At 59.7% G+C, this 24,548-nt stretch carries 21 protein-coding genes and 1 tRNA gene; 18 read left to right on the top strand and 4 right to left on the bottom strand.

Features of this window, described 5'->3' with window-relative positions; all coding sequences use genetic code 11:
- The first annotated feature begins 284 nt into the window (after positions 1–284).
- From ACMXYH_RS01740 to ACMXYH_RS01770, 7 genes are all read left to right on the top strand, one after another.
- A complete protein-coding gene (locus ACMXYH_RS01740; protein ID WP_415766108.1) occupies positions 285–713 on the top strand; it encodes a MarR family winged helix-turn-helix transcriptional regulator in 429 nt (142 codons plus the stop codon).
- The gene (locus tag ACMXYH_RS01745; protein ID WP_415766110.1) at positions 710–2,782 is read left to right on the top strand and encodes an FUSC family protein; all 2,073 of its coding nucleotides are present in this window, start codon (positions 710–712) and stop codon (positions 2,780–2,782) included. Before ACMXYH_RS01740 ends, ACMXYH_RS01745 begins: the two co-directional genes overlap by 4 nt.
- Positions 2,779–2,988 carry a DUF1656 domain-containing protein gene (locus tag ACMXYH_RS01750; protein ID WP_033058629.1) on the top strand — a complete coding sequence of 70 codons (210 nt, stop codon included), beginning with the start codon at positions 2,779–2,781 and terminating at the stop codon, positions 2,986–2,988. Before ACMXYH_RS01745 ends, ACMXYH_RS01750 begins: the two co-directional genes overlap by 4 nt.
- Positions 2,985–3,872: an efflux RND transporter periplasmic adaptor subunit gene (locus ACMXYH_RS01755; RefSeq protein WP_129439523.1), complete on the top strand. Its 888-nt coding sequence runs from the start codon at positions 2,985–2,987 to the stop codon at positions 3,870–3,872. The genes ACMXYH_RS01750 and ACMXYH_RS01755 overlap by 4 nt, the downstream gene beginning before the upstream one ends.
- Positions 3,869–5,317: an efflux transporter outer membrane subunit gene (locus ACMXYH_RS01760; protein WP_415766112.1), complete on the top strand. Its 1,449-nt coding sequence runs from the start codon at positions 3,869–3,871 to the stop codon at positions 5,315–5,317. Before ACMXYH_RS01755 ends, ACMXYH_RS01760 begins: the two co-directional genes overlap by 4 nt.
- Before the next feature lie 82 nt (positions 5,318–5,399).
- Positions 5,400–6,038 carry an NADH:ubiquinone oxidoreductase subunit N gene (locus ACMXYH_RS01765; protein WP_129439519.1) on the top strand — a complete coding sequence of 213 codons (639 nt, stop codon included), beginning with the start codon at positions 5,400–5,402 and terminating at the stop codon, positions 6,036–6,038.
- A gap of 322 nt (positions 6,039–6,360) precedes the next feature.
- Positions 6,361–7,866: a YdgA family protein gene (locus tag ACMXYH_RS01770; protein ID WP_415766113.1), complete on the top strand. Its 1,506-nt coding sequence runs from the start codon at positions 6,361–6,363 to the stop codon at positions 7,864–7,866.
- 89 nt (positions 7,867–7,955) lie between these two features.
- On the opposite strand, the gene ACMXYH_RS01775 is transcribed toward ACMXYH_RS01770, so the two are convergent.
- On the bottom strand, positions 7,956–9,485 hold the full coding sequence (locus ACMXYH_RS01775) for an FAD-dependent oxidoreductase (protein WP_415766114.1): 1,530 nt from the start codon (positions 9,483–9,485) through the stop codon (positions 7,956–7,958).
- 139 nt (positions 9,486–9,624) lie between these two features.
- Here ACMXYH_RS01775 and ACMXYH_RS01780 point away from each other — a divergent pair, with 139 nt between their 5' ends.
- The 5 genes from ACMXYH_RS01780 (at position 9,625) to ACMXYH_RS01800 (ending at position 13,442) form a co-directional block, all read left to right on the top strand.
- Positions 9,625–10,185 carry a YbhB/YbcL family Raf kinase inhibitor-like protein gene (locus ACMXYH_RS01780; protein WP_415766115.1) on the top strand — a complete coding sequence of 187 codons (561 nt, stop codon included), beginning with the start codon at positions 9,625–9,627 and terminating at the stop codon, positions 10,183–10,185.
- A gap of 87 nt (positions 10,186–10,272) precedes the next feature.
- A complete protein-coding gene (locus ACMXYH_RS01785) occupies positions 10,273–11,982 on the top strand; it encodes a vWA domain-containing protein (protein WP_415766117.1) in 1,710 nt (569 codons plus the stop codon).
- A gap of 1 nt (position 11,983) precedes the next feature.
- Entirely contained in the window at positions 11,984–12,550 is a 567-nt protein-coding gene (locus tag ACMXYH_RS01790; protein ID WP_415766118.1) for an RNA polymerase sigma factor, read from the top strand.
- A complete protein-coding gene (locus ACMXYH_RS01795; RefSeq protein WP_415766119.1) occupies positions 12,547–13,155 on the top strand; it encodes a hypothetical protein in 609 nt (202 codons plus the stop codon). The genes ACMXYH_RS01790 and ACMXYH_RS01795 overlap by 4 nt, the downstream gene beginning before the upstream one ends.
- A gap of 20 nt (positions 13,156–13,175) precedes the next feature.
- Positions 13,176–13,442 (top strand): hypothetical protein, encoded by a 267-nt coding sequence (locus tag ACMXYH_RS01800; protein ID WP_256657694.1) that lies wholly within the window; start codon positions 13,176–13,178, stop codon positions 13,440–13,442.
- A 141-nt stretch (positions 13,443–13,583) separates the two neighbouring features.
- Here the strand turns inward: ACMXYH_RS01800 and ACMXYH_RS01805 are convergent.
- A tRNA-Arg gene (locus ACMXYH_RS01805) sits at positions 13,584–13,660 on the bottom strand.
- A 350-nt stretch (positions 13,661–14,010) separates the two neighbouring features.
- On the opposite strand from ACMXYH_RS01805, the gene gabD reads away from it, so the two are divergent.
- The 3 genes from gabD to ACMXYH_RS01820 all read left to right on the top strand — a co-directional run bounded on the left by gabD (position 14,011) and on the right by ACMXYH_RS01820 (position 18,292).
- Positions 14,011–15,453: an NADP-dependent succinate-semialdehyde dehydrogenase gene (gabD, locus tag ACMXYH_RS01810; protein ID WP_415766120.1), complete on the top strand. Its 1,443-nt coding sequence runs from the start codon at positions 14,011–14,013 to the stop codon at positions 15,451–15,453.
- A gap of 197 nt (positions 15,454–15,650) precedes the next feature.
- Complete coding sequence (gabT, locus tag ACMXYH_RS01815) at positions 15,651–16,928, top strand: 4-aminobutyrate--2-oxoglutarate transaminase (protein ID WP_415766121.1); 1,278 nt, start codon at positions 15,651–15,653, stop codon at positions 16,926–16,928.
- Between the two features lie 149 nt (positions 16,929–17,077).
- On the top strand, positions 17,078–18,292 hold the full coding sequence (locus tag ACMXYH_RS01820; RefSeq protein WP_415766122.1) for an HDOD domain-containing protein: 1,215 nt from the start codon (positions 17,078–17,080) through the stop codon (positions 18,290–18,292).
- Between the two features lie 127 nt (positions 18,293–18,419).
- Here the strand turns inward: ACMXYH_RS01820 and ACMXYH_RS01825 are convergent, their stop codons facing one another.
- Together ACMXYH_RS01825 and desA are read right to left on the bottom strand one after the other, a co-directional pair.
- Positions 18,420–19,409, bottom strand: a complete 990-nt coding sequence (locus tag ACMXYH_RS01825; protein ID WP_415766123.1) for a GGDEF domain-containing protein — start codon at positions 19,407–19,409, stop codon at positions 18,420–18,422.
- Between the two features lie 226 nt (positions 19,410–19,635).
- The gene (desA, locus tag ACMXYH_RS01830; RefSeq protein ID WP_056745676.1) at positions 19,636–20,820 is read right to left on the bottom strand and encodes a delta-9 fatty acid desaturase DesA; all 1,185 of its coding nucleotides are present in this window, start codon (positions 20,818–20,820) and stop codon (positions 19,636–19,638) included.
- 147 nt (positions 20,821–20,967) lie between these two features.
- Here desA and dibA point away from each other — a divergent pair, with 147 nt between their 5' ends.
- The 3 genes from dibA (at position 20,968) to ACMXYH_RS01845 (ending at position 24,372) form a co-directional block, all read left to right on the top strand.
- Complete coding sequence (gene dibA, locus ACMXYH_RS01835; protein ID WP_415766124.1) at positions 20,968–22,893, top strand: phosphodiesterase DibA; 1,926 nt, start codon at positions 20,968–20,970, stop codon at positions 22,891–22,893.
- A 139-nt stretch (positions 22,894–23,032) separates the two neighbouring features.
- Positions 23,033–23,215, top strand: a complete 183-nt coding sequence (oscA, locus tag ACMXYH_RS01840) for a sulfur starvation response protein OscA (protein WP_007945260.1) — start codon at positions 23,033–23,035, stop codon at positions 23,213–23,215.
- Between the two features lie 143 nt (positions 23,216–23,358).
- A complete protein-coding gene (locus ACMXYH_RS01845) occupies positions 23,359–24,372 on the top strand; it encodes a sulfate ABC transporter substrate-binding protein (protein WP_415766125.1) in 1,014 nt (337 codons plus the stop codon).
- The last annotated feature ends 176 nt before the right edge of the window (positions 24,373–24,548 follow it).

A 24,548-nucleotide genomic window follows, 5' to 3' on the forward strand; every position in this document is an offset into this window, starting at 1 on the left:
CCTTCGCTTCGGCATTTACTCATGGTGCTCGCAGGGATTGAAAAAATTTGATTAATGCGTGATCTCCATGCAATTTGCGTTGCAATCACTACATTGATAATCGACGTCGGTAACGTCGAAATTTACTGGCAGCGGACTTGGACCGTTCGTCGGGTCTGCGAGGCCTAGATATCGACGAATTTGTTTCAAAACTTGACCAGCTTTCCCATCAAATGCCATATTGATAGTTAGCAAGCTAACAGTGTGTGTTTCCCCTCGTGCCGAAGAACCTCGACGCTCTCCAGATGAACATCAGCAGCTCCATGGTGGTGGCCGCCAGGCATTGGCGCAGGATCTGCCAGACCACGCTGGTCAACTATGGAATCTCCGAAGCCTGCGCCGTTCCGTTGTTGATGATCGGGCGTTTGGGCGAGGGTGTGCGGCAGGTGACGGTGGCGCAGGCGGCCGGGATGGAGAGCCCGTCCCTGGTGCGTCTGCTGGATCAACTGTGTCATGCCGGCTACGTCCGCCGCACCGAAGACGCCCATGACCGGCGCGCCAAATGCCTGAGCCTGACCGAGACCGGTCGTGAGTTGGTGCAAGCCGTCGAAATCGAGCTGGTGCGTTTGCGCCATGAAGTGCTCGAAGGGATCGATCAGAGTGATCTGGAAGCGGCGTTGCGGGTGCTGAGGGCTTTTGAATCGGCCAATCATCTGCCGGTGCTCAACCCTTGAACGGATTTTTTACCGGCATGCCCCCGGCGCGGGACTGGTTCTACGGAGTGCGAACGTTCGCGGCATCGATGATCGCGTTGTACATCGCCATGCTCATGCAAATGCCCCGGCCTTATTGGGCGATGGCCACGGTCTACATCGTTTCCAGTCCGTTTCTTGGCCCTACCAGTTCCAAGGCGTTGTACCGCGCTGTCGGCACCCTTCTCGGTGCCGCCGCCGCGGTTTTTTTCGTGCCGATGTTTGTCCAGAGCCCTTATGTGCTGGTGGTGGTCATCGCGCTGTGGACCGGGACTCTGCTGTTCCTCTCCCTGCACCTGCGCACCGCCAATAATTACGCGCTGATGCTCGCCGGGTACACCTTGCCGCTGATCGCCCTGCCGGTGGTGAATAACCCCTTGGCGGTGTGGGACATCGCCGAAGCACGGACCGAAGAAATCTTCCTCGGCATCGCCGTGGCGGCGGTGGTCGGCGCCATGTTCTGGCCCCGGCGGCTGGCGCCGGTGTTCAACGATTCGGTGAGCAAATGGTTTGCCGATGCCTCGACTTACAGCCTGCGTTTCCTCAGCCGCAACGTGCAGCCGGACGAAGTCAGCGCGCTGCGCTCGGCGATGGTGGCGACGTTCAACAGTCTGGAATTGATGATCGGCCAGTTGCCCCACGAAGGCGCGCGGCCGCAAACGGTGCGCAACACCAAGGAACTGCGCGGTCGCATGATTCACCTGCTGCCAGTGATTGACGCCCTCGACGACGCGCTTTATGCCCTTGAGCGGCGCACGCCCGAGCTTGTGGATAAGTTCGCGCCGCTGCTGGCAGCGACCACTGAATGGCTCGGCCACAACGATGCCGACCTCGCCCGCTGGCAGACGCTGAAAGACCAACTCGAAGCCCTGCAACCGTCCGCCGAAGCGTTGGATGATCGCAAGCAGCTGCTGTTCTCAAACGCCCTGTATCGCCTCGGCGAGTGGATCGATGTGTGGCAAGACTGTCGCAGCCTGCAGTACGCCATCCAGTGCGAAAGCCAGGACAGTTGGCGCGCGGTTTATCGGCACTGGCGGCTTGGTCGGCTGTCGCCATTTCTCGACCGTGGGCTGATGCTCTATTCGGCGGCGTCCACCGTCACCGCCATCATCGTCGCTTCAGTGCTGTGGATTCTGCTCGGCTGGACCGACGGCGGCGCCGCGGTGATTCTGGCGGCGGTGGCGTGCAGCTTTTTCGCTTCGATGGACGACCCGGCACCGCAGATTTTCCGATTCTTTTTCTGGACGGCGATGTCGGTGTTGTTCGCCAGTCTTTATCTGTTTCTGGTCCTGCCCAACCTGCATGACTTCCCGATGCTGGTGCTGGCGTTTGCCGTGCCGTTCATTTGCATCGGCACCCTGACGGTCAAGCCGCAGTTCTATCTGGGCATGCTGCTGACCCTCGTCAACACCTCGTCCTTCATCAGCATTCAGGGTGCCTACGACGCGGATTTCCTCAGCTTCGCCAACTCCAACCTGGCCGGCCCCGTGGGCTTGCTGTTCGCCTTCGTCTGGACCCTGATCGCCCGGCCGTTCGGCGCCGAACTGGCGGCCAAGCGCCTGACCCGTTTCAGCTGGCGCGACATTGTCAGCCTGACCGAACCGGCGACGTTGTCTGAGCACCGGCACTTGGGTGTGCAGATGCTCGATCGCCTGATGCAGCATTTGCCGCGCCTGGCCATGACCGGCCAGGACACGGGCATCGCCCTGCGGGAAGTTCGCGTGGCGCTGAACCTGCTGGATTTGCTCGCCTATACACCGCGAGTCCTCGGCGTACCGCAAGCGCTGCTGCGCCAGGTGGTGGCCGAGGTCGGTGAGTATTTCAAAGCCTGCCTCAAGGCTGGCGAACGGTTGCCGGCGCCGAGTCCGTTGCTGATGACCCTGGATCGCACCCGCCGTGCACTCAACACGGAGTGCGATGAAGGTGCGCGTCTGCATTTGCTGCACGCCTTGAGCGGCCTGCGCCTGTCGCTGCTGCCAGGGGTGGAATTCGTCGGCGCCGGCGAGCTCGAAGAACCGCTGCCCCATGGCATCGATGGAGCGCCTTTATGATCGGTGATCTGGATATCAGCGGGGTGTTTCTGCCCACGCTGCTGGTGCTGATGGGCATTACGTACGTGTTGTTCCTGCTGGTGCACGGGTTGCTGACGCGTCTGCACTTTTACCGTCTGGTCTGGCACCGGGCATTGTTTAACGTGGCTCTCTACGCTGTGCTGCTCGGCGCCGTGGACTCACTCAGTCGATACCTGATGACATGAAAAAACCTTTTTTGACCATCGGTCGCGTGGTCCTGACCCTGCTGATCGTGACCTTCGCCGTTGTCGTGGTCTGGCGCATGGTGATGTATTACATGTTCGCGCCCTGGACCCGGGACGGCCACATCCGTGCCGATATCGTGCAGATCGCACCGGACGTGTCCGGGTTGATCCAGCGGGTCGACGTGCGTGACAACCAATTAGTGAAACGTGGCCAGGTGCTGTTCAGCATTGATCAGGACCGTTTCAAACTGGCCCTGCGTCAGGCCAAGGCGGCGGTCGCCGACCGTCAGGAAACCCTGGCGCAGGCGCAACGCGAAGCCAAGCGTAACCGCGGCCTCGGCAATCTGGTGCCGGGTGAGCAACTGGAAGAGAGCCAGTCCCGGGTGGCCCGCGCCGAGGTGGCGTTGATGGAAGCTCAGGTGGCGGTGGACAGCGCCCAGCTCAACCTTGACCGCTCGACCATCCGCAGCCCGGTGGATGGCTACGTCAATGACCGTGCGCCGCGCAACCAGGAATTCGTCACCGCCGGGCGTCCGGTGTTGTCGGTGGTGGACAGCAATTCATTCCACATCGACGGTTATTTTGAAGAAACCAAACTGGACGGCATTCATGTCGGCCAGAGCGTCGATATTCGGGTGATCGGCGACCGAGCTCGCCTGCGCGGGCATGTGGAAAGCATCGTCGCCGGCATCGAAGACCGCGACCGCAGCAGCGGTAGCAACCTACTGCCCAACGTCAATCCGGCGTTCAGCTGGGTGCGGCTGGCCCAGCGGATTCCGGTGCGGATCGCCTTCGATGATGTGCCGGCCGATTTCCGCATGATCGCCGGTCGCACGGCGACGGTTTCTATTATGGATGACCACCAGCAGGAGCCCGCGAAATGAGCAGGGCCTCGGGTTTGGCTATCGCCGGGTTAGGCCTGTTGCTGTCGGCCTGCCAAGTGGTCGGGCCGGATTATCACTTGCCGGACGAGGCCGCCGTACACCGTGAAGACTTGCAGGGCGACTTGGCGGTGAACGGCAAAAATGTCGTCTCTGCACCGGTGCCCAGCGATTGGTGGCGCTTGTATCAAGATCCGCGCCTCGACCAATTGGTCGAGCAGGCTATGGCCTCCAATACCGATTTGCGCGTGGCGGCGGCGAACCTTTCCCGCGCGCGCGCGCAGGTCGATGAAGCTCAAGCGGCAGGTGGCTGGAGCGGCGGCGTGAAGATGGGCGCCCAGCGTTTGCAGGAGTCTGGCGAAGCGTTCTTGCTACCGGAGAAAGTGCCGGTGGCCAACGTCGGCGACATTGGCATCACCACCTCGTATCAGTTCGACCTGTTTGGCACGTTGCAGCGCGGCATCGAAGCGGCCAAGGCCAATGCCGATGCGACTCAAGCCGCGGCCGATACAGCGCGGATTACCTTGGTGGCTGATGTGGTTCGGGCCTACACCCAAGTCTGCGCGGCCAATGAAGAGCAGGAAATCGCCCAGCATTCCCTCGACCTGCAAGCCCAGAGCACCACGCTGATCCAGCGTCTGCGTGACGCCGGGCGCGGTGATGAAACCCAGGTGACCCGCTCGCAAACCCAATTCAAATCCCTGCGCGCCGACATGCCGCGTTATGAGGCGGTCCGTCAGGCCGGGTTGTTCCGCTTGTCGATGCTATTGGCCAAACCTGTCGACCAATTGCCGCCAGGCACCAGCGACTGTGCGGAACTGCCGAAAATTGCGCAATTGTTGCCGGTGGGTGACGGCGCGACGTTGCTCAAGCGCCGTCCCGATGTGCGGCAGGCCGAGCGACGATTGGCTGCCGCGACCGCCGGCATCGGCATCGCCACCGGCGAGTTGTACCCGGACATCAGCATCGGCGCGACCGTCGGTACCGTCGGCATCCTGGAAAATCTCGGCAAACCGGCGACCAATCGCTGGGGTTTCGGGCCGTTGCTGACCTGGACCGTGCCGTCCAACGGCTCCCGGGCACGAATCCGCGAGGCCGAAGCAACGACCCAAGGCGCGCTGGCGCATTTCGATGGCGTGGTGCTCAACGCCATTCGCGAAACCCAAACCGGCCTGGCGCAGTACTCCGCGTTGCTGCAACGTCGCGACGCACTGGCCGACGCCGAGCAATCGGCGCAACTGGCGGCAGATCAGACCCACCGCTTCTTCCAGGCTGGCCGCGCATCGTTCCTGGCGGACTTGCAAGCGACCCGCACCTACACCGACGTGCGGGCGCAACTGGCTTCCGCCAGCACGCAGGTTGCCATGAGCCAGATCGATTTGTTCCTGGCATTGGGTGGCGGTTGGGAAAGCGGACGAACGCAAGGCACGAACTCCGGCAAACCCTGAGGCCGTTGCTATGCTTTGATTTGATGAGGTCGCGCGTCGAACTCATCAATCAAGGCTCGCGTTGGTCATGGGGATTCCAATAATGAAAAACCCTTATGCTCCCGGCTTCTGGTGCGCTATTGCGGCATTGGTGTTGCTATCGGCCACTTATTTCTACGGCATCATGCTGGCCCACCAGATCGACAAGGCACTGGTGTTCCTCGACAGCGCCACGGCACTGATTGCCGTGATGGCAATCGTGGTGGTGGCCTGGGCTTCGGTCCAGGGTCAGCGCATCAAAAAAAGACAGCTCGAACAAGGCAAGACCCTGGTGCTGATCTGGGACACCAAGGTCGCGCTGCGCCGTGTCGAAACGGTGTTCGACCGGTATTTCTGGGGCAGTTACTGGCAACCGGGGCGTACGTTCCAGGAAGTCATGGGCGAACTCACCGGCACACCGCTGGAAAAAAGCCTCGAAACCCTGAAAAAACAATGCCAGGCGCTGGACAAGCAAGTGTCCGCGGAAGGCTGGCACTGGCTCAGCAACGCCCGTGAACTCTCCGATGTCGTCACCGCCATGGCCCGGGAACGTTATCAACTGGACTTCTGCGACCCGCGCTCGGAATCCCCAAGCGGCACGGCGGTGATCAATCGCGACTTCGAAGTGCTGGTCTATACATGGACCGCACGGCTCAAGAGCTTTGATCATCAGCTTGATGAGATCGAGGTTCAGTATTCCTGATTCTGTGTTGACAGGACTGACGCCATCGTCGGATCGCCGCCCGGAGCAAGCTCGCTCCCACAGGGTTACTGTGATCGACACATAACCCATGTGGGAGCGAGCTTGCTCCGGGCGGCGATCCGACGATGGCGATTTCATATCCGCCGAAACTCTCAACCCCTGCGTACGGTCCATAGACACTCTTTAACCTTTAATCATTGGGTCGCCCCGTGCGCCTGATGCTAATCTCCATCGCACTTTTAGCGCAGTCGTGACCGCAACCCGTCATGGGTTCAGGGAAGACGACCACACCTTCAAACAACGGACATTGATCGGGTCATTCATGAATAAATCAGCAGGCGTGCTTCTTGGAATCGTCGTTGCCATCGGCGCAATCAGCGCCGGCGGAGCCTGGTACACCGGCACCAAACTCGAAGGTGTGCTGAACACCTCGATCGCCGACGCCAACAAAGAGCTGCAAGCCGCGCTGGTCGGTTCCAACGGCAAGGCGTCGCTGGAGCTGGTGTCGCTGGAACGCCATGTGTTCAGCAGCACTGCGCACTACCGCCTCAAGGGTGAAGGCGAGATGTTCGGTGAAGCACCGGTGGAGCTGCTGTTTGTCGATCACATCGAACACGGTCCGCTGCCGTTTTCGCGCCTGGTGTCGCTGAAGTGGCTGCCGGTCCTGGCCACCAGTCACTACGAACTGGAAAGAACGCCTAACACCGAGAAGTGGTTCGCCGCTGCCAAGGACAAATCCCCACTCACGGGCGTGGTCAACATCGGTTACGACAATGCCACCAACGGTACTCTGCAATTGCTGTCGCTGGACGTGGCGCTCGACGACAAGTCCAACCTGAAATTCTCCGGGCTGAACCTCGATGTCGCCGCCAGCGCTCAAGCGCAGAAGGTCAAGGCCGACGGTTACATGGACAGCCTGACACTGAGCACAGTGGCTGAAGATCAGACGCCGGTGAAGGTCGAACTGAACGGCCTGACCCTGGCCAGCAACCTGACAAAAAGTACCTACGGCTACTACACCGGCGACAACACCGTCGAGCTGACCGACAGCAAGACCACCTTCGGCGCCAAGCAGTCGGTCTTGGGTTTCAAGAAATTTGAAATGAAGAACCAGACCGAGGAATCGGGCACCAGCGCCTCGGGGCGTGCCGATTACAAGGTGGGTGAGGTGTCCTTGAACGGCAAGGCCGTCGGCTCTGCTCAGATGGTCATGAGCCTGAAGAACCTCGACATCCCGGCAACAATGTCGTTGATGCAGATTTACCAGACCAAACTGCAACCGTACGAGAGGGCCGCCGCTGAGGCCGTCGCTGCGGGTGAACCGGCGCCAGAGCTGATCCTGACCCCGGCCGAAGAGGCGCAGGTCAAAACCGGCCTGGAGAAACTGCTGGCCGCTGGCCCGCAGGTCGCCCTGGAAAATCTGTCGTTCAACACCCCCAATGGCGAAAGCCGCGCCCACCTGGTGCTCGACCTGACCAAACCACAATCCATGGACCTGCCGCCCGACCTACTGACCCAACAACTGATCGCGCTGCTGGACGTCAACGTGAAAGTGTCCAAGCCCATGCTCGTTGACCTGCTGAGCGTGCAGTCGCAAATCAACGGTCAGACCGACGCTAAACTCATCGCCGATCAGGCCACTGCTACCGCCGACATGTTTGGCAGCATGGCAGTCGGTACGCAGTTGGCAAAACTGGATGGCAACAACATCGTTTCCAAACTGCATTACGCCAGTAATCAGGTGGAATTCAACGGCCAGAAGATGACCGTCGAAGAGTTTGTCGGGTTTGTCATGAGCAAATTCGGCGGGAATGTCACCGTCCAGTAAAACCATGGCTTACAGACCGACGCCCGGCCTCTGCGCAACGCAGACGCCGGGCGTTTTGCTGTCTGGCGTTTGAAACGGGGGAACAGCCGTTAATTCAGGTCCCGAATCAACCGCCACGCCTCATCCACCGACAACGGCTGTTTCATCCGTTCGGCGAGCATCGCTATCGCACGTTCTTCATCGCAAGCCACCGCGGCGACCACCAATCCCTCCTTGCCGAACAGGCCGATGAAAGGCGGATGGTCAGGATCACCTTTGAACTCGACCTCATCCCAGGTTGCGGCGTGGCCAAGGTAGTCGTAGTTTTTACCGAAGTGCCAGGTCCAGAAATAGGGCACGTCGAGGTAATGCTCGTCGCCGCCGAGCATGTTCATCGCCGCGATCCGTGCCTGTTGCTGTGCCAGGCGCCAATGTTCGATCCGTTGGGGCTGGCCGTTGAGCGGGAAGGTCGCGATATCGCCGGCGGCCCAAAGCCCATCGGTCACGCGCATCCCGCCGTCGACCTTCAGCGACTGGTCTTTTTCCATGGGAAGGCCGGTAAATGCGCCGGTTGCCGGGCTGACGCCAATACCGACCAACACCAGATCCGCCGGTAAACGTTGACCATTGTCCAGGTGCACCGCTTCGACCTTGGTCGTTCCTTCGACGTGAGTGGCTTCGCCATCCGTATGAAACACCACACCGTTAGCCTCGTGCAGGGCACGAATCGCCTTGCCGACGGCGTCGCCAAACTGTTTGGCGAAAGGCACTGCGTGGCGGGCCAGAACGGTGACGTCCAGGCCGTATTGGCGCAGGGAGGACGCGGATTCCATGGCAATAAAACTGTCACCGATGATCACCGCTCGTTGGCCTGGTTTTGCCGAGCCCAGAATCCGCTGCGCCTGATCCTTCGAACGCAACACGAACACCTGCGGCAGATCGGCGCCAGGCAGCGTAAGCGGATTGGGTGTGCCCCCGGTGGCGAGCAGGGCTGCGTCGTAGCTCAGCGATTGACCATCAGACAGGTGCAACGTTTTGTTCTCGGCGTCCAGGCTCGTCACTTCAGCGTTTATTCGCTCAATGCGCTGCTCTTGGTAAAAGTGTTCATCACGCAGCGGCGGGACTTCTTCCGGCGGCATCTCCCCGGCAATCACGAATTTGCTTAATACCGTGCGGTCGTAACCGGCGTCGGTTTCACGGTCGATCAACAGCACCCGGCCACCGAAGCCCTTTTCGCGCAACGCCGCCGCGCACGCCGTGCCTGCCGCACCGGCACCGATGATCACAAAGGTTCGCGCGTCGTCCGCCGGTGGGGTATGAGCGTCGGACATCGGCTGATCGTCGACCCAGACCTCGCCATCGCGCACTTCCAGCGGATAGCGCTTGAGGCTGTCCAGGGCCGGCGGTTCGCACAGCGCACCGTCCTCGATCCGGTACGCAGCCTTGTGCCACGGGCAGATCAAACGTCCGTGGCACAGAGCACCGTCGGCCAGCGGCGCTCCGGCATGGGGGCATTCGCCCTGAAAGGCGCGCAGATGATCGCCTACCCGCAGCAAGACTATTTTCGTGTCCGCGATCAGGACTTCAAGGCCCCGGGTTTCGGACACATCGGCGAAGCGGGCAACGCGGTGCAGTGCCATGTTCATTCTCCAGGCAAGCGTTTCACTTAAGAGTTTGGCGCTTATCTGGAGGTTCAGCCAATTCCCACTGCCACCGAATGAACCGTCCGGCTATAGTTTGCACGCCGACGACGGCCCCACCCGCACAAGGTGCTCCGGTATGACCCGATTGACCTCTCTGAACCCTTGGCTGGCGGCCGTTGCAGTCGCCCTTTGCGTACAATTTCCGGCGCAGGCCCAGGAGCGTTTCACCCTGAACATCCCAGGTGTCACCGACGATCGACTGTTCACCTCGGCTGCCGCCAGCGATGCGCCCAATTGTGGTGGGCACAACCAGTCACCGGCATTGAATTGGAACGCCGGCCCGGCGGGCACCCTCAGTTACGCCATTGTCATGCACGATCCTGACGGCCAAAAAGGCCAAGGCGTTGATCACTGGGTGCATTACGGCATCAAAGCCACGACTCATCAGATTGCCTCCGGCGTCGGCGCAAAATCCGCCCTAGAAGGCGTCGGCGGCACCAACAGCAAAGGCACCACAGGTTATGTTGGCCCTTGCCCGCCGGTCGGCGACAGCGCGCACCACTACATCATCCAGCTCTACGCCCTGGACCTGGCGCCGGAAGCTTTGCCCGCCGGCCTGACGCGCGCGCAGCTACTGGAAAAAATCAAAGGCCATGTGCTGAAAAACAGCAGTGTGGTGCGGCGTTATCACCGCTGAAATTAATTTCGGCCGGTTTAACCCGAACCTGAAGAGGGGCTCGTCTCAGAGGATGAATGGATCAATTTCCTCCTGAGGTCAGCCCCCATGTCCCTCCCTCTGCATTTCCTCCGCCCGGCCGCCCAGGGTTTCGCCGCCGGGTTGCTGCTGGCGATTGCCGGTTGCGGCGTTTCATCCAAGCCTGATTCCGCCTCGGTTCCGCCACCGGCTCAAGGTGCGCTGTCGGCTGAAGCATTGGTGCGCAGCGAGGCTGTCATGGCGGACTCCTCGATGGCCAAGCGCAGCGTGAGTCCGGCGCCGACGGCGAGCTATGCGCCGATGCCGGCGGGTGAGGCATCTGCGCAGGGATATCGGGATGAGCAGCGGGAGCAGTATCAAGCGCTGGCGGATAACCCGATTCACAGCGTGGCCGAAGCGCCCGTCTCGACCTTCAGCGCCGACCTCGATACCGGCGCTTACGCCAACGTCCGCCGCTTGCTCAATCAGGGGCGGCAGCCACCGGAAGGTGCGGTACGACTGGAGGAGATGGTCAATTACTTTCCCTACGATTACGCATTGCCCACCGATGGCTCGCCCTTCGGCGTGACCACAGAGCTGGCGCCGTCACCGTGGAACCCGCATACCCGATTGTTGCGTATCGGCATCAAGGCCTCGGACCGCGCGGTCGCGGAACTGGCCCCGGCGAACCTGGTGTTTTTGGTGGACGTGTCCGGCTCGATGGACCGACGCGAGGGGTTGCCGTTGGTCAAAAGCACCCTGAAATTGCTGGTCGATCAATTGCGCGAGCAGGACCGGGTTTCATTAGTCGTCTATGCCGGTGATTCGAGAGTGGTGCTGGAGCCAACTTCCGGACGCGAAAAAGTGAAAATTCGTACAGCCATCGATCAATTAACCGCCGGCGGCTCCACCGCTGGGGCGTCAGGCATCGAACTGGCCTATCAGATGGCGCAGCAAGCGTTCATTCCCAAAGGCATCAACCGCATCCTGTTGGCCACTGACGGTGACTTTAACGTCGGCATCAGCGACTTTGACAGCCTCAAGCAAATGGCTGTGGATAAGCGCAAGACCGGCGTTTCCCTGACCACATTGGGTTTTGGTGTGGATAACTACAATGAACACCTGATGGAACAGTTGGCCGATGCTGGCGACGGCAACTATGCCTACATCGACAACCTGCGCGAGGCGCGCAAGGTGCTGGTGGATCAGCTCGGTTCGACCCTCGCGGTCGTGGCGAAAAACGTGAAGCTGCAAGTGGAGTTCAACCCGGCACAGGTCAGTGAATATCGGCTGTTGGGGTATGAAAATCGTGCGTTGAAGCGTGAGGATTTCAGTAACGACAAGGTCGATGCCGGTGAAATCGGCGCAGGGCATACGGTGACGGCGTTGTATGAAATTGTGCCGAAGGGCGAGAAGGGTTGGCTGGAGCCGTTGCGCTACGGCAATTCCGGGGCAGTTGCTTCCGGGAAATCTGGGGAAATGGCCGTACTGCGCGTGCGATATCAGTTGCCCGAAGGTGGGAACAGTCGCTTGATCGAGCGGCCGATCACTGACAGTGCTGCGCCAGCCAGTGAAGACCTGCGATTTGCAGCGGCAGTCGCGGCGTTTTCCCAGCAGCTCAAGGACGGGCGGTATACCGGTGATTTCAGCCTGAAGGACACCGAGGCTTTGGCTCGCGGTGCGCGGGGCGAGGATCGATTTGGTCTGCGGGCAGAGTTCGTGCAATTGGTGGAGTTGGCTCAAAGTCTGCGAACCACGACCGCATCCAATAGTGAGCCGCTTAAAGGAGGCTACAACTGAAATGTCAGCTCCTGAATCGAGCGACGAATCGCTGCTGGCCCGTTATCGCGCAGGCGACGGGCCGGCGTTCGAGATTTTGTACGCCCGTCACCGCCAAGGGCTCTACCGATTCCTGCTCGGCCTGAGCAGCAAGTCCGAGCTGGCCGAAGAGGTTTACCAGGAAACCTGGTTGAGCCTGATCCGCAGCACCAGTCAGCCACAAGGCCGAGCGAATTTTCGCACCTGGCTCTACCAGATTGCCCGCAACCGTCTGATCGATCACTGGCGCAAACACGGAATCCACAACCCCTTGCACGACAGCTATGACGAACAGATCCACGCGCTGAGCGATGACGCTGCTGATCCCGAACAACTGCTGAGCCTGAGCCGCGACAGCCAGCGCCTCGAAGCGGCCCTGCAAAACCTCCCCGCTGACCAGCGCGAAGTGTTCCTGCTGCGCGCCCATGGCGATCTCGACCTGCCGCAGATCGCCACCCTCACCGAAACACCGCTGGAAACCGTCAAAAGCCGCTTGCGCTACGCCCAGCAAAAACTGCGTCGGCTGCTGGCCGAGGAGGTACTGACATGACTGACGCCCGTCCTACCCCAGAAGACGAAGTGTTGAAGCACTATCGTGACCACGCGACCGGCGAACCACCGGCCCATCTCGACGCGTTCCTCTTGGCTGCCGCACACCGTGAAGTCCCTGTGCAGAAACCTGGTCTGTGGAAACGCTGGGTTCAGGCCTGCCAGAAACCCCGTTGGCAAGTTGCATTTGCCAGCCTCGTCGGAGTGGCCCTGATGCTTGCACTGGTGCAACGCACGGAGGAGCAACCGCCGAGTTACGACTTCGCCCCTGCACCCAAAGCTTCTGCGCCGGTCGCCAAAAAAGAAGCCGCAGAGGTACCCCCTTCGGTTGCTCGCTCGCTGGCGGCCCCCGCGCCTGCGGCGCCAATGGCCGATTTTGCCGCGCCCGCGCAGAGCGAATCGATCAATGCCGAAATGGCCGATGAAGCAAAGGCCAGCAAGCGTGCAGCAGCGCCGGCGAAAACCCTGGATGAGCAATTGCATGAAGTGGTGCGCCTGCGAAAGGCCGGTCAGACGCAAGCCGCCGATGCGCTGTTGAAAACATTGCACAAGCGCTTCCCTGACGAAAACCTCACGGCCCGACTCAAGGCGTTGCAGAAAAACTGAAGGGCACAGCGGTCGCCAATTTGGCATCGACACCCGAAAGCGCGCACTATCGGCCCATAGCCGATGCGTTGGAGGAAGCCATGGCGAAAAAAATCGACCGCATCGCCCAAATGCTCAACTGCCCGGTGAAGGGTCAGGAATTACGACGGGCTGTTACTGAGAGTCGTAAGGAGTTTCTGCTGGCGAAGCAGGCAGAAGAAGCGCTTGAGGAAGACGTTCTTGATGAAGAAGAGGTTGAGGACGACGAGGATGATGAATACGACGAGTTTGATTGGACGACTGAATGAAAAAACCGCTTCGGCGGTTTTTTTCAGACTCAGTTGTTCGGTTAAACCGAACAGCTGCATCCAGCGCCCATCCTGAGGCTTTGACGACGGACACAAAAAAGCCCCAGACCCTAAGATCTGAGGCTTTCTCGTTTCTACGTATGGTGCACCAGGCGGGATTCGAACCCACGACCACTGCCTTCGGAGGGCAGTACTCTATCCAGCTGAGCTACTGGTGCAATGCGGGCGCCATGATACTCATATGCGCTGCGGGCGTCCATGCTGCTGAATCACCTGCGTTTTTCCAAAGCGTAACCTGCGGTTGCTACGTTGATCAGAAAAATTAGGCAAATGCGCCGTTTTCGTTCTTTTTTTCGAACGCCCTATTGTCCTTTCCCGGCATTGATCCTAGGATTCGTTCGAGATTTCAAACGCTCTTGTCTGGGTGCTGAACCGCACGAGTTTCAATCAGTGCGCTATTTATGTGCTTCAGCCCGGTGAATGATTTCCCTGACGGCAGCCTATAAGGCGCCTTTCAACAATCATAATTCGCTCCGCGCTAGCCGCGGTGCTGTTAAGGAAAGCCGACATGCAGCTTAAAGACACCCAGTTGTTCCGCCAGCAAGCCTTTATCGATGGCGCTTGGGTTGATGCGGACAATGGTCAGACGATCAAGGTCAACAACCCGGCAACGGGCGAAATTCTGGGCACCGTGCCGAAAATGGGCGCTGCCGAAACCCGCCGTGCGATCGAAGCCGCTGACAAAGCGCTGCCGGCCTGGCGTGCACTGACCGCCAAGGACCGCGCGAACAAGCTGCGTCGCTGGTTCGAACTGATCATCGAAAACCAGGACGACCTGGCTCGCCTGATGACCCTCGAACAAGGCAAGCCATTGGCCGAAGCCAAGGGCGAAATCGTTTACGCCGCTTCCTTTATCGAGTGGTTCGCCGAAGAAGCCAAGCGCGTCTACGGTGACGTGATTCCGGGTCACCAGCCAGACAAGCGCTTGATCGTGATCAAGCAGCCAATCGGCGTGACCGCTGCAATCACCCCGTGGAACTTCCCAGCCGCGATGATCACCCGTAAAGCCGGCCCGGCCCTGGCCGCCGGTTGCACCATGGTGCTCAAGCCAGCTTCGCAAACTCCATTCTCGGCATTCGCTCTGGCTGAACTCGCCCAGCGTGCCGGCATTCCTTCCGGTGTATTCAGTGTTGTTTCCGGCAGCGCCGGCGACATCGGCAGCGAGCTGACCAGCAACCCGATCGTGCGCAAATTGTCCTTCACCGGCTCGACCGAGATCGGTCGTCAACTGATGGCTGAATGCGCCAAGGACATCAAGAAAGTGTCCCTGGAACTGGGCGGCAACGCGCCGTTCATCGTGTTCGACGACGCGGACCTGGATAAGGCCGTCGAAGGCGCGATCATTTCCAAGTACCGCAACAACGGCCAGACCTGCGTCTGCGCCAACCGGCTGTACATTCAGGATTCGGTCTACGACGCGTTCGCCGAGAAGCTGAAAGTGGCTGTGGCCAAACTCAAGATCGGTAACGGTCTGGAAGAAGGCACCACCACTGGCCCGCTGATCGACGAAAAAGCCGTGGCCAAGGTTCAAGAGCACATTGCTGACGCGATCAGCAAAGGCGCAACCATCCTGGCAGGTGGCAAGGTCATGGAAGGCAACTTCTTCGAGCCGACCATCCTGACCAACGTGCCGAAGAACGCTGCCGTGGCCAAGGAAGAAACCTTCGGTCCATTGGCGCCGCTGTTCCGCTTCAAAGACGAAGCCGAAGTGATCGCGATGTCCAACGACACCGAGTTCGGTCTGGCTTCGTACTTCTATGCTCGCGACCTGGGTCGCGTGTTCCGTGTGGCTGAAGCCCTGGAATACGGCATGGTCGGCGTCAACACCGGGTTGATCTCCAACGAAGTCGCGCCGTTCGGCGGCATCAAGGCGTCGGGCCTGGGCCGTGAAGGCTCCAAGTACGGCATCGAAGATTACCTGGAAATCAAATACCTCTGCCTGGGCATCTAAGCTCGAAGGGATAAGCCCGGCAAGGCATTGCTTCAAACGCAAAGGGCACGAGAGCGCTGTCCCTTTGCGTGCAACAAACGGAATTTTCTCTGTGGCCGGGAAAGCTGTGGCAGTCGATCATCGCATGCTGCCGTAGTTGCCTCCCCGCTGCATTTTCCTTGAACCACGCCGCCCGATGAGCGGTGAATGAGGACTTTATGAGCAAGACTAACGCATCCCTGATGAAACGCCGCGAAGCCGCTGTACCACGCGGTGTTGGCCAGATTCACCCGATCTTCGCCGAGTCCGCGAAGAACGCCACCGTGACCGACGTTGAAGGTCGTGAGTTCATCGACTTCGCCGGCGGTATCGCCGTGCTGAACACCGGTCACCTGCACCCGAAAATCATCGCCGCGGTGACCGCGCAGCTGAACAAGCTGACTCACACCTGCTTCCAGGTGCTGGCTTACGAACCGTACGTAGAACTGTGCGAAAAAATCAACGCCAAGGTGCCGGGTGATTTCGCCAAGAAAACCCTGCTGGTGACCACCGGTTCCGAAGCCGTGGAAAACGCCGTGAAAATCGCCCGTGCCGCCACTGGCCGTGCCGGCGTGATCGCGTTCACCGGCGCTTACCACGGTCGCACCATGATGACCCTGGGCCTGACCGGTAAAGTCGTGCCTTACTCGGCCGGCATGGGCCTGATGCCAGGCGGCATCTTCCGCGCGCTGTACCCGAACGAACTGCACGGTGTGAGCATCGACGATTCGATCGCCAGCATCGAACGCATCTTCAAGAACGACGCCGAGCCGCGTGACATCGCTGCAATCATCATCGAGCCGGTTCAGGGCGAAGGTGGTTTCTACGTCGCGCCTAAAGAGTTCATGAAGCGTCTGCGCGCGCTGTGCGACCAGCACGGCATCCTGCTGATCGCTGACGAAGTACAAACTGGCGCTGGTCGTACCGGTACTTTCTTCGCCATGGAACAGATGGGCGTTGCTGCCGACCTGACCACCTTCGCCAAATCCATCGCTGGCGGCTTCCCGTTGGCCGGTGTTTGCGGCAAGGCCGAATACATGGACGCCATTGCTCCAGGCGGCCTGGGCGGCACCTACGCCGGTAGCCCGATCGCTTGCGCTGCGGCTCTGGCCGTAATGGAAGTGTTCGAAGAAGAGCACCTGCTGGACCGCTGCAAGGCTGTCGGCGAGCGTCTGGTCACTGGCCTGAAAGCTATCCAGGCGAAATACCCGGTGATCGGCGAAGTCCGTGCCCTCGGCGCGATGATCGCGGTCGAGCTGTTCGTTGATGGCGACAGCCACAAGCCGAACGCTCCAGCGGTAGCCGCCGTTGTGGCCAAGGCCCGCGACAAGGGTCTGATCCTGCTGTCCTGCGGCACTTACGGCAACGTTCTGCGCGTCTTGGTACCGCTGACTTCGCCGGACGAGCAGCTGGACCAAGGTCTGGCCATTATCGAAGAGTGCTTCTCGGAGCTGTGATCTCCAAGCTCTGATCGATTTGTGAACTGATCGACACAAAAACCCGCTTCGGCGGGTTTTTTTGTGTCCCTGGAACCCATCGATGGCAAATGCGCTGTATCGAATGGTCAGCATTGACTAAGGTGCAAGCACTGCTTTGGAGTGTGTAAATGACTGCTGTGGTGTTACCCGCTGCACCGCGTGTGCTGATTGCCGAGGCCGATCCCTGGTCCCGCGACCTGCTCAAGCAGGTTTTGTTGAATGTGCGTTGCGACGCGCGGCTGGATCTGTGTGCCGATGGTCAGGAAGCGCTGCACCTGTTGGCGGAAAATCCTTACGACCTGGTGATCGTCGACTGGGAGCTGCCCGGCGTCGATGGTTTGAATGTCTTGCGCAATGTCCGCCAGCGCAAACGTAATCCCCCCCTGCCGTTCATTCTGATGAGCTGCCGCAATGACAGCGCCAGTGTGCGCGAAGTCTTGCCCTTGGCGCCTGCTGCGTACCTGACCAAACCCCTGAACATGGAAAGCCTGACCCTGCGTCTGCAGGATCTGCTGCTCAATGCCGGTGAGGAAGTGTCTTGCGAGGTGCCTTCATTGGCGCCGGGCATCACCTTGTCGGCGTATCTGGAGCGTCGTCGTGAGTTTGCCGACGGTGCGCCGCTGATGACTGACGTGCAGTTGGCGGTCAAACGCAGCCTCAATCCCAACGGCCTCGATTTGACCGTGCTGCATGACGAGATCCGCACCGATCCGCAAGTCACCGCTGTGCTGATCGCCGCCGCCAACAGCGCGGCCCAGCACCATGGCGCCGCCGTACAAACCCTGTCCCAGGCGCTGCACCACCTCGGCACCGGGCAAAGCATGAACCTGATTCTGGGGCTGGCGCTCAAACGCAGTGCCCGCCTCAGTGATCCGTTTCTGGCCGACTATGCCGAGCGCTATTGGGAGCTGTCGCTGCGCACCGCCGAGTATGGCCGGACCCTGGCGCGCTTGCTGGATCTGGATCAGGAGCGTTGTTATTGCGCCGGCATGCTGCATCGCCTCGGCGACCTTGCGCTGTTGCGGTGTTTGCAGGAATGGAAGCAGGCCGGTGGTGAGCTGGATGAATGGGAGGAGGTCGGCGAGGCACTGGCTGAATTCGGTGCGGCTTATGGTTCGGCGCTTCGCACTCGCTGGCGCCTGCCGCTGGAGCTGCGAGAGCTGATTGCGGCGGTCTACCAGCTCGGTGGCGGGGTTTACTCCCGCGAAGCGCTGGTGATGAACATGGCTGCACAACTGGCGCGACTGACCGAGCATGAGGGCATTGAGGAACTGGCGAAGAGCCGGACGGCGCGGTTGCTCAAGATCGGGTTGCCGGAATTGATACGGTTGCGCAAAAAGTAGGCATCACACAATTCCCCTGTGGGAGCGGGCTTGCTCGCGAAGGCGTCGGGTCAGTCGATATCAATGCTGCATGATACGGCGCCTTCGCGAGCAAGCCCGCTCCCACAGGGGTTTTGTGTTGAGCCTGTCAGGCCGAGATGATGCGGTTCTTGCCCTGGTGTTTGGCTTTGTACATTGCCGCATCCGCGCGGGCAAACAGGCTGTCGACGCTTTCGTCCTCGGCGGTGAGGCTGGTCAGGCCCTGGCTGACGGTGATGCCGAACGTCTGGTCGCCATGGCTGAAACTTAAGCGCTGAATCTCCCGTTGCAGGCGTTCGGCCACTTGCATGGCCATGTCTGGCGCACAGCCGGGAAACACCGCTGCAAATTCCTCACCGCCAACTCGCCCGAACAAATCACCGCGACGCAAAGCCGCGCGACTGCTCTCGGCGATTCGTTGCAGCACGTTGTCGCCTTCCTGGTGGCCGTAGGTATCGTTGATCACTTTGAAGTCATCGATGTCCAGCAGCAGGAATGCCAGCGGCGTGCCTTGGTTCCGTGCCTGTTCGAATTCACGGTGGGCGCAGTCGAAGAAGTGTCGGCGGTTACTGCTCTGGGTCAGTACGTCGGTGGTGGCCAGGCGTTGCAGCTCGGTTTCCATCTGCTTTTTGTCAGTAATGTCTTCGGCAATGCCGACGATGATCACCGGTTGCCCCGGCTCGGCCTGACGGTTGATGAAGCACTTGTCACTGAGCCAGCGGACCTGGCCGTCGGCGGCAATGATTCGGTACTCACGGTCTTCAACGGCGCCTTTGACCAGTACTTCGCCCAGGCTGCGTTCGGCATAGTCCAGATCGTCGGGGTAAATGCTGTCGCGCCAATGGTTGTAGTCGGACAGCAACAAGCCTGCAGAGCGGCCGAAAATCCGTTCATACGCGGGGCTGACATAGAGCACCCGACGGGACTCCCAGTCGAAGGCCCAAAGCACCGCGTTGACGCTCACCAGCAGAGCGCTGAACAGTTGTTCGCGTTCGCTCAGGCGCGCCACTTCGCCTTGTGCATGCATCAGCGCCAGCAAGGTTTGCGCGGCCTCGGGCCACTGCTGGAGGGATGAGTCTTGCAGGCTTTTATTGACCATCGACACTCTCAAAGGGCGTGTGCCGCTCGAGGTTCGAAAGCGGCCAATACGCGGGCCTTTTATCAATTATTTCCGGTGCCACAAGCAGGCACGTCACGCTGTGGTTGGAGGAAATAATTGATAACAGGTCCCTGCCCGCCTGGATGGCGAAGTGTCTTTGAGATAGGGGATTTGGAGCTAAGTTCCGAAGGGTGCGCCCACGAACGAGGCGCACCGATCAACGGCGTCAGACAGCGGCGGGGCGCAGGGAGTAGGTTTTCAACTGATCGGCAAAGTCGCGCAGGGATTGAATCCCGCTGGCTTCGGCTTCGTGTACCCAATCCTTGATGGCGGCCAGCATGTCGTGACCATTTGAGCTGGTCTTGACCCAGATCTGCTGCAAGGCCAGGCGTTTCTCGTAAATTACCTTCAGCGCCTGACTGTGCTCGAGCATGGTCTGGATGCGAATGTGGTGTTTGTCATCCAGCAGGCTGGTTTCCCGCGAGAGCAGGCGCTTGGCGCGGTGGAACTGGTGACGGACCGAGTGATCGACCTTTTCCAGCTCTTGTTTGACCAGCGGTGCGATCACCAACTTGCGGTACTGGGCCATGATCTGGAAGCGGTTGTTGAGGATCGCCATGGCGGTGTCCATGTCCAGGTTGCCTTTGCCTTCGACCCGATGGGCGATTGGCGCGACCCGCTGAACCTTGGCCAGACGCAGGAAGCTGAAGACCTGGATCCAGGCCCAGCCGAGATCGAATTCCCACTTCTTCACCGACAGTTTTGCCGAATTAGGGTAGGTGTGATGGTTGTTATGCAGTTCTTCGCCGCCGATCAGGATGCCCCACGGCACCAGATTGGTCGCCGCATCGCGGCATTCGAAGTTGCGGTAGCCGATGGCATGGCCCAGGCCATTGACCACACCGGCGGCCCACACCGGGATCCACATCATCTGGATGGCCCAGATGGTGATGCCGATGGTGCCGAACAGCAACAGGTCGATGACGCCCATGATCGCCACGCCCAGCAGCGGGAAACGGCTGTACAGGTTGCGTTCGATCCAGTCTTCGGGGCAGTTCTTGCCATAGATACGCAGGGTTTCGGGGTTTTCCGCCTCGGCACGGTACAGCTCGGCGCCTTTGCGCAGAACGGTGGACAGGCCCTTGATGACCGGGCTGTGCGGGTCATCGACGGTTTCGCATTTGGCGTGGTGCTTGCGGTGGATCGCGGTCCACTCACGGGTGTTCTGTGCCGTGGTCAGCCACAGCCAGAAGCGGAAGAAATGTTTCAGGCCGGCATTGAGCTCAAGCGAGCGATGGGCTGAATAACGATGCAGATAGACCGTGACGCCGATGATCGTCACGTGGGTCATCAGCAGGGTGACTGCCACCAGTGACCAGGGCGACAAGCCGAGAAAACCTTCGTACCACATAGTCTATTGGGCCCTCGATAAAGAAAAAAACAGCCGTTGCATTATCACTTAGCCCACAGATAAAACCAGTCGCCCTTTCAGATAAGAGTGGCTGGATGTTTCTTTAAACTATAATTCCATCCTTTTTGAAGGGACATGGACAGCCGAATGTCTGCCACCTATCGCGATGCTTTGCGTGCAGCACTGCTTTACTTACTGGTTTCCGTCGGTTGGCTGCAGTTCAGTGGCCATTTATTGAACAGTTTCTTCGATAGCTCTGCAGAGCTAATGCGCTGGCAACTGATCAACGGTTACGCCTGGGTGGTGTTCAGCTCCGGGTTGATTTTCCTCGCTCGGGCGCGATTGTTTCGTTGCCTGGGGATCGGCGCAAAATTGCGTGAGCGCACTGAAGACCGCGAGCGTTTGCGTCAGGCGGCCGCGGTGTTCGATTGCACGCGTGAAGGGGTGCTGGTCACCGACAACAAAGGGTTGATCATCCACGTAAACCGGGCCTTCATGGCAATCACCGGCTATCAGAGCGAGGAGGTGCTTGGCCAGCGCCCCAGCCTGTTCAAGTCCGGTCATCACCCGCCGGCTTTCTACCAGGCGATGTTCGCGACACTCACCAGCACCGGCGAGTGGAGCGGGGAAATCTGGAACCGCCGCAAAAGCGGCGAGATCTATCCGCAATGGCAGACCATCCGCGTCATTGACGACGAGAGAGGGCGGCGCAGCCATTACGTGGCAGTGTTTTCCGACATTAGCGCAATCAAGAACTCTGAACATGAGCTGACGCACCTGGCTCACTACGATCCGCTGACCGATCTGCCCAACCGTTTGCTGTTCACCGACCGCACCGAGCAGGCCCTGGCTTCGGCGCAGATCCACAAGCGCGGCTGCGCGTTACTGATGATCGATCTTGATCACTTCAAGATGATCAACGACAGCCTCGGGCATAGCATTGGGGACCAGTTGCTCAAGGGCGTGGCCGAGCGTTTGAAAGCGATGGTCGGTCCGGGAATCACGCTGGCACGCCTTGGCGGCGACGAGTTCGCCGTGCTGGCTGAAAGCTGTCCGCAAATGGTGCACGCGGCGGCGCTGGCTCAGCGGATCATCGATGGCCTCAAAGAGCCGTTCCAGATCGACGGGCATCAGTTGTTCGTCAATATCAGCGTCGGCATCAGCCTGTTCCCCGGCGACGCCTTGAGTGCCGAGCAGCTGTTGCGCAACTCCGACTCGGCGCTGTTCAAGGCCAAGGGTGCCGGCCGCAACGGCTACGCCCTCTATACCGAAGAATTGACCGCCCATGCCCAGCAACGGGTCGAGACTGCATTCGAATTGCGCCGTGCGCTGGAGCAGCAGGAGTTGCGGGTTTATTACCAGCCGGTTCACGACCTCAAGACCAGCCGCCTGATCGGCGTCGAGGCATTGGTGCGCTGGGAGCATCCACAGCGAGGGTTGGTGTCGCCGGCAGAATTCATTCCCATTGCCGAGCGCACCGGTCTGATCGCCGAAATTGATGCCTGGGTTATGCGCCAAGCGTGTGAGCAGATGTGCCGGTGGCAGCAGGCCGGGGTGGTGTTGTCGTTTGTCGCGGTGAATGTTTCTTCTCGATTGTTCGCCCGCCGTGAGTTGTTTGGGCAGGTGGCGAAGGTGCTGAACGAAACCGGGCTGGATCCTGCCTGTCTGGAGCTGGAAGTTACCGAGAGCGCTGTGATGGATGACCCGGAAGACGCACTGGAGCAGATGCACAGGTTGCGTGAATTAGGAGTTCGGCTGGCCATCGATGACTTCGGTACAGGCTATTCGTCGTTACTGCGCCTCAAGCGAATGCCGGTACAGAAACTCAAGATCGACCAGGGCTTCGTTGCCGGGTTGCCGTGGGATGAAGATGACGCGGCGATTGTGCGGGTGATCATCGCGCTGGCCCAGAGCATGGGAATGCAGGTTCATGCCGAGGGGATCGAGCAGGTCGAGCAGGCGGGCTTCCTGCTCGAACACGATTGCGATCTGGGGCAGGGCTACTGGTTTGGGCGGCCGGTGCCGGCCGGGCAGCTGGATTGGAAGCGTGCTCCACTGATTCTTCAGCACTGATCGGTCTTCGATTGGTCTTTTGGTTATATTAAAATTCTTAAATAGTCTTTTTAAGAATATCCACGCTTATCTACTATTGGTCCCACGCCGCAAGCAGTCTCGCCACTGCCAGGCAACCTCTAGTTGAAGGAGCAGCACCATGAGCGCATCCCTACGTAGCGTTGACGGCCAGGACGAAGCAACCATTTTGCGTGAGATCCAGAGCGCCTTGCGCGATCTGCGTTTTGGCGCAGTGGAAATCACCGTGCATAACGCCCAGGTGGTCCAGATCGAACGCAAAGAGAAATTCCGGTTGCAGAACCCGAGCAACAAACCGAGCTGAAACAAAGATCAAAAGATCGCAGCCTGCGGCAGCTCCTACGGGGGGCTTTGTGTAGGAGCTGCCGAAGGCTGCGATCTTTGACAGGCAACCCCGATTCCAGACCATAAAAAGCCATTACAAACAGAATTCCAGGAGCTTTCACCATGTCGTCGATTCGTCATTTCGCTTTGGCCGCCCTGGCCAGTGCCCTTTTTGCTGGTTCCGCGGTTGCCAAGGATTACGAGCTGCTTAACGTGTCGTACGACCCGACTCGCGAGCTGTATCAGGACTACAACGCCGAATTCGTCAAGTTCTGGCAGAAAGACCACGCCGGCGACAGCGTGAAAATCCAGCAGTCCCACGGTGGTTCGGGCAAGCAGGGCCGGGCAGTGATCGACGGTTTGCGTGCCGACGTGGTGACCCTGGCCCTGGCCGGTGACATCGATGAAATCGCCAAACTCGGCAAGACCCTGCCAGCGGATTGGCAGAAGCGTCTGCCGGAAGCGAGCACGCCTTACACCTCGACCATCGTGTTCCTTGTGCGCAAGGGCAACCCTAAAGGCATCAAGGACTGGGGCGACCTGACCAAGAACGGCGTGGAAGTTATCACCCCGAACCCGAAAACCTCCGGCGGCGCACGCTGGAACTTCCTCGCGGCGTGGGCCTATGGCCTGAAAGCCAATGGCGGTAACGAAGCGAAAGCCAAGGAATACGTGCAAACCCTGTTCAAGCACGTTCCTGTGCTGGACACCGGTGCTCGCGGTTCGACCATTACCTTCGTCAACAACGGTCAGGGCGACGTGTTGCTGGCCTGGGAAAACGAAGCCTTCCTGGCCCTGAAAGAAGACGGCGGCGCTGACAAGTTCGACATTGTCGTGCCTTCGCTGTCGATCCTCGCCGAACCTCCGGTAGCCGTGGTCGACAAGAACGCCGAGAAAAAGGGCAACACCGAGATCGCCGAAGCGTACCTCAAGCACCTGTACAGCCCGGCCGGCCAGGAAGTCGCGGCAAAAAACTTCTATCGTCCACGTGACAAGGATGTTGCCGCCAAGTACGCCAAACAGTTCCCGACACTGGATCTGGTGACCATCGACAAGGATTTCGGCGGCTGGAAAACCGCTCAACCGAAATTCTTCAACGATGGTGGCGTGTTCGACCAGATTTATCAGGCGCAATAACCTGAAAACGATCAGTTAAACGCAATTCATGTGGGAGCGGGCTTGCTCGCGAAGACGGCGGCACAGTCAATATCGATGTTGTCTGACACACCGCTTTCGCGAGCAAGCCCGCTCCCACAGGTTACGCACCAACGGGCCCCGATTTCACCGTCGGGGCTTAGCGCGTTCTCAACCAA

It is taken from the genome of Pseudomonas frigoris (genome assembly GCF_047758635.1).
Lineage (GTDB): Bacteria > Pseudomonadota > Gammaproteobacteria > Pseudomonadales > Pseudomonadaceae > Aquipseudomonas > Aquipseudomonas frigoris.

Bases quoted from the DNA above. Each gene is read 5' to 3' on its own strand.
- ACMXYH_RS01775 (WP_415766114.1), bottom strand. From the start codon at position 9,485: ATGGCACTGCACCGCGTTGCCCGCTTCGCCGATGTGTCCGAAACCCGG.
- ACMXYH_RS01755 (WP_129439523.1), top strand. From the start codon at position 2,985: ATGAAAAAACCTTTTTTGACCATCGGTCGCGTGGTCCTGACCCTGCTG.
- dibA (WP_415766124.1), top strand. From the start codon at position 20,968: ATGTCTGCCACCTATCGCGATGCTTTGCGTGCAGCACTGCTTTACTTA.
- ACMXYH_RS01765 (WP_129439519.1), top strand. From the start codon at position 5,400: ATGAAAAACCCTTATGCTCCCGGCTTCTGGTGCGCTATTGCGGCATTG.
- ACMXYH_RS01760 (WP_415766112.1), top strand. From the start codon at position 3,869: ATGAGCAGGGCCTCGGGTTTGGCTATCGCCGGGTTAGGCCTGTTGCTG.
- ACMXYH_RS01770 (WP_415766113.1), top strand. From the start codon at position 6,361: ATGAATAAATCAGCAGGCGTGCTTCTTGGAATCGTCGTTGCCATCGGC.
- ACMXYH_RS01780 (WP_415766115.1), top strand. From the start codon at position 9,625: ATGACCCGATTGACCTCTCTGAACCCTTGGCTGGCGGCCGTTGCAGTC.
- gabD (WP_415766120.1), top strand. From the start codon at position 14,011: ATGCAGCTTAAAGACACCCAGTTGTTCCGCCAGCAAGCCTTTATCGAT.
- oscA (WP_007945260.1), top strand. From the start codon at position 23,033: ATGAGCGCATCCCTACGTAGCGTTGACGGCCAGGACGAAGCAACCATT.
- gabT (WP_415766121.1), top strand. From the start codon at position 15,651: ATGAGCAAGACTAACGCATCCCTGATGAAACGCCGCGAAGCCGCTGTA.
- ACMXYH_RS01790 (WP_415766118.1), top strand. From the start codon at position 11,984: ATGTCAGCTCCTGAATCGAGCGACGAATCGCTGCTGGCCCGTTATCGC.
- ACMXYH_RS01750 (WP_033058629.1), top strand. From the start codon at position 2,779: ATGATCGGTGATCTGGATATCAGCGGGGTGTTTCTGCCCACGCTGCTG.
- ACMXYH_RS01845 (WP_415766125.1), top strand. From the start codon at position 23,359: ATGTCGTCGATTCGTCATTTCGCTTTGGCCGCCCTGGCCAGTGCCCTT.
- ACMXYH_RS01740 (WP_415766108.1), top strand. From the start codon at position 285: ATGAACATCAGCAGCTCCATGGTGGTGGCCGCCAGGCATTGGCGCAGG.
- ACMXYH_RS01820 (WP_415766122.1), top strand. From the start codon at position 17,078: ATGACTGCTGTGGTGTTACCCGCTGCACCGCGTGTGCTGATTGCCGAG.
- desA (WP_056745676.1), bottom strand. From the start codon at position 20,820: ATGTGGTACGAAGGTTTTCTCGGCTTGTCGCCCTGGTCACTGGTGGCA.
- ACMXYH_RS01795 (WP_415766119.1), top strand. From the start codon at position 12,547: ATGACTGACGCCCGTCCTACCCCAGAAGACGAAGTGTTGAAGCACTAT.
- ACMXYH_RS01825 (WP_415766123.1), bottom strand. From the start codon at position 19,409: ATGGTCAATAAAAGCCTGCAAGACTCATCCCTCCAGCAGTGGCCCGAG.
- ACMXYH_RS01785 (WP_415766117.1), top strand. From the start codon at position 10,273: ATGTCCCTCCCTCTGCATTTCCTCCGCCCGGCCGCCCAGGGTTTCGCC.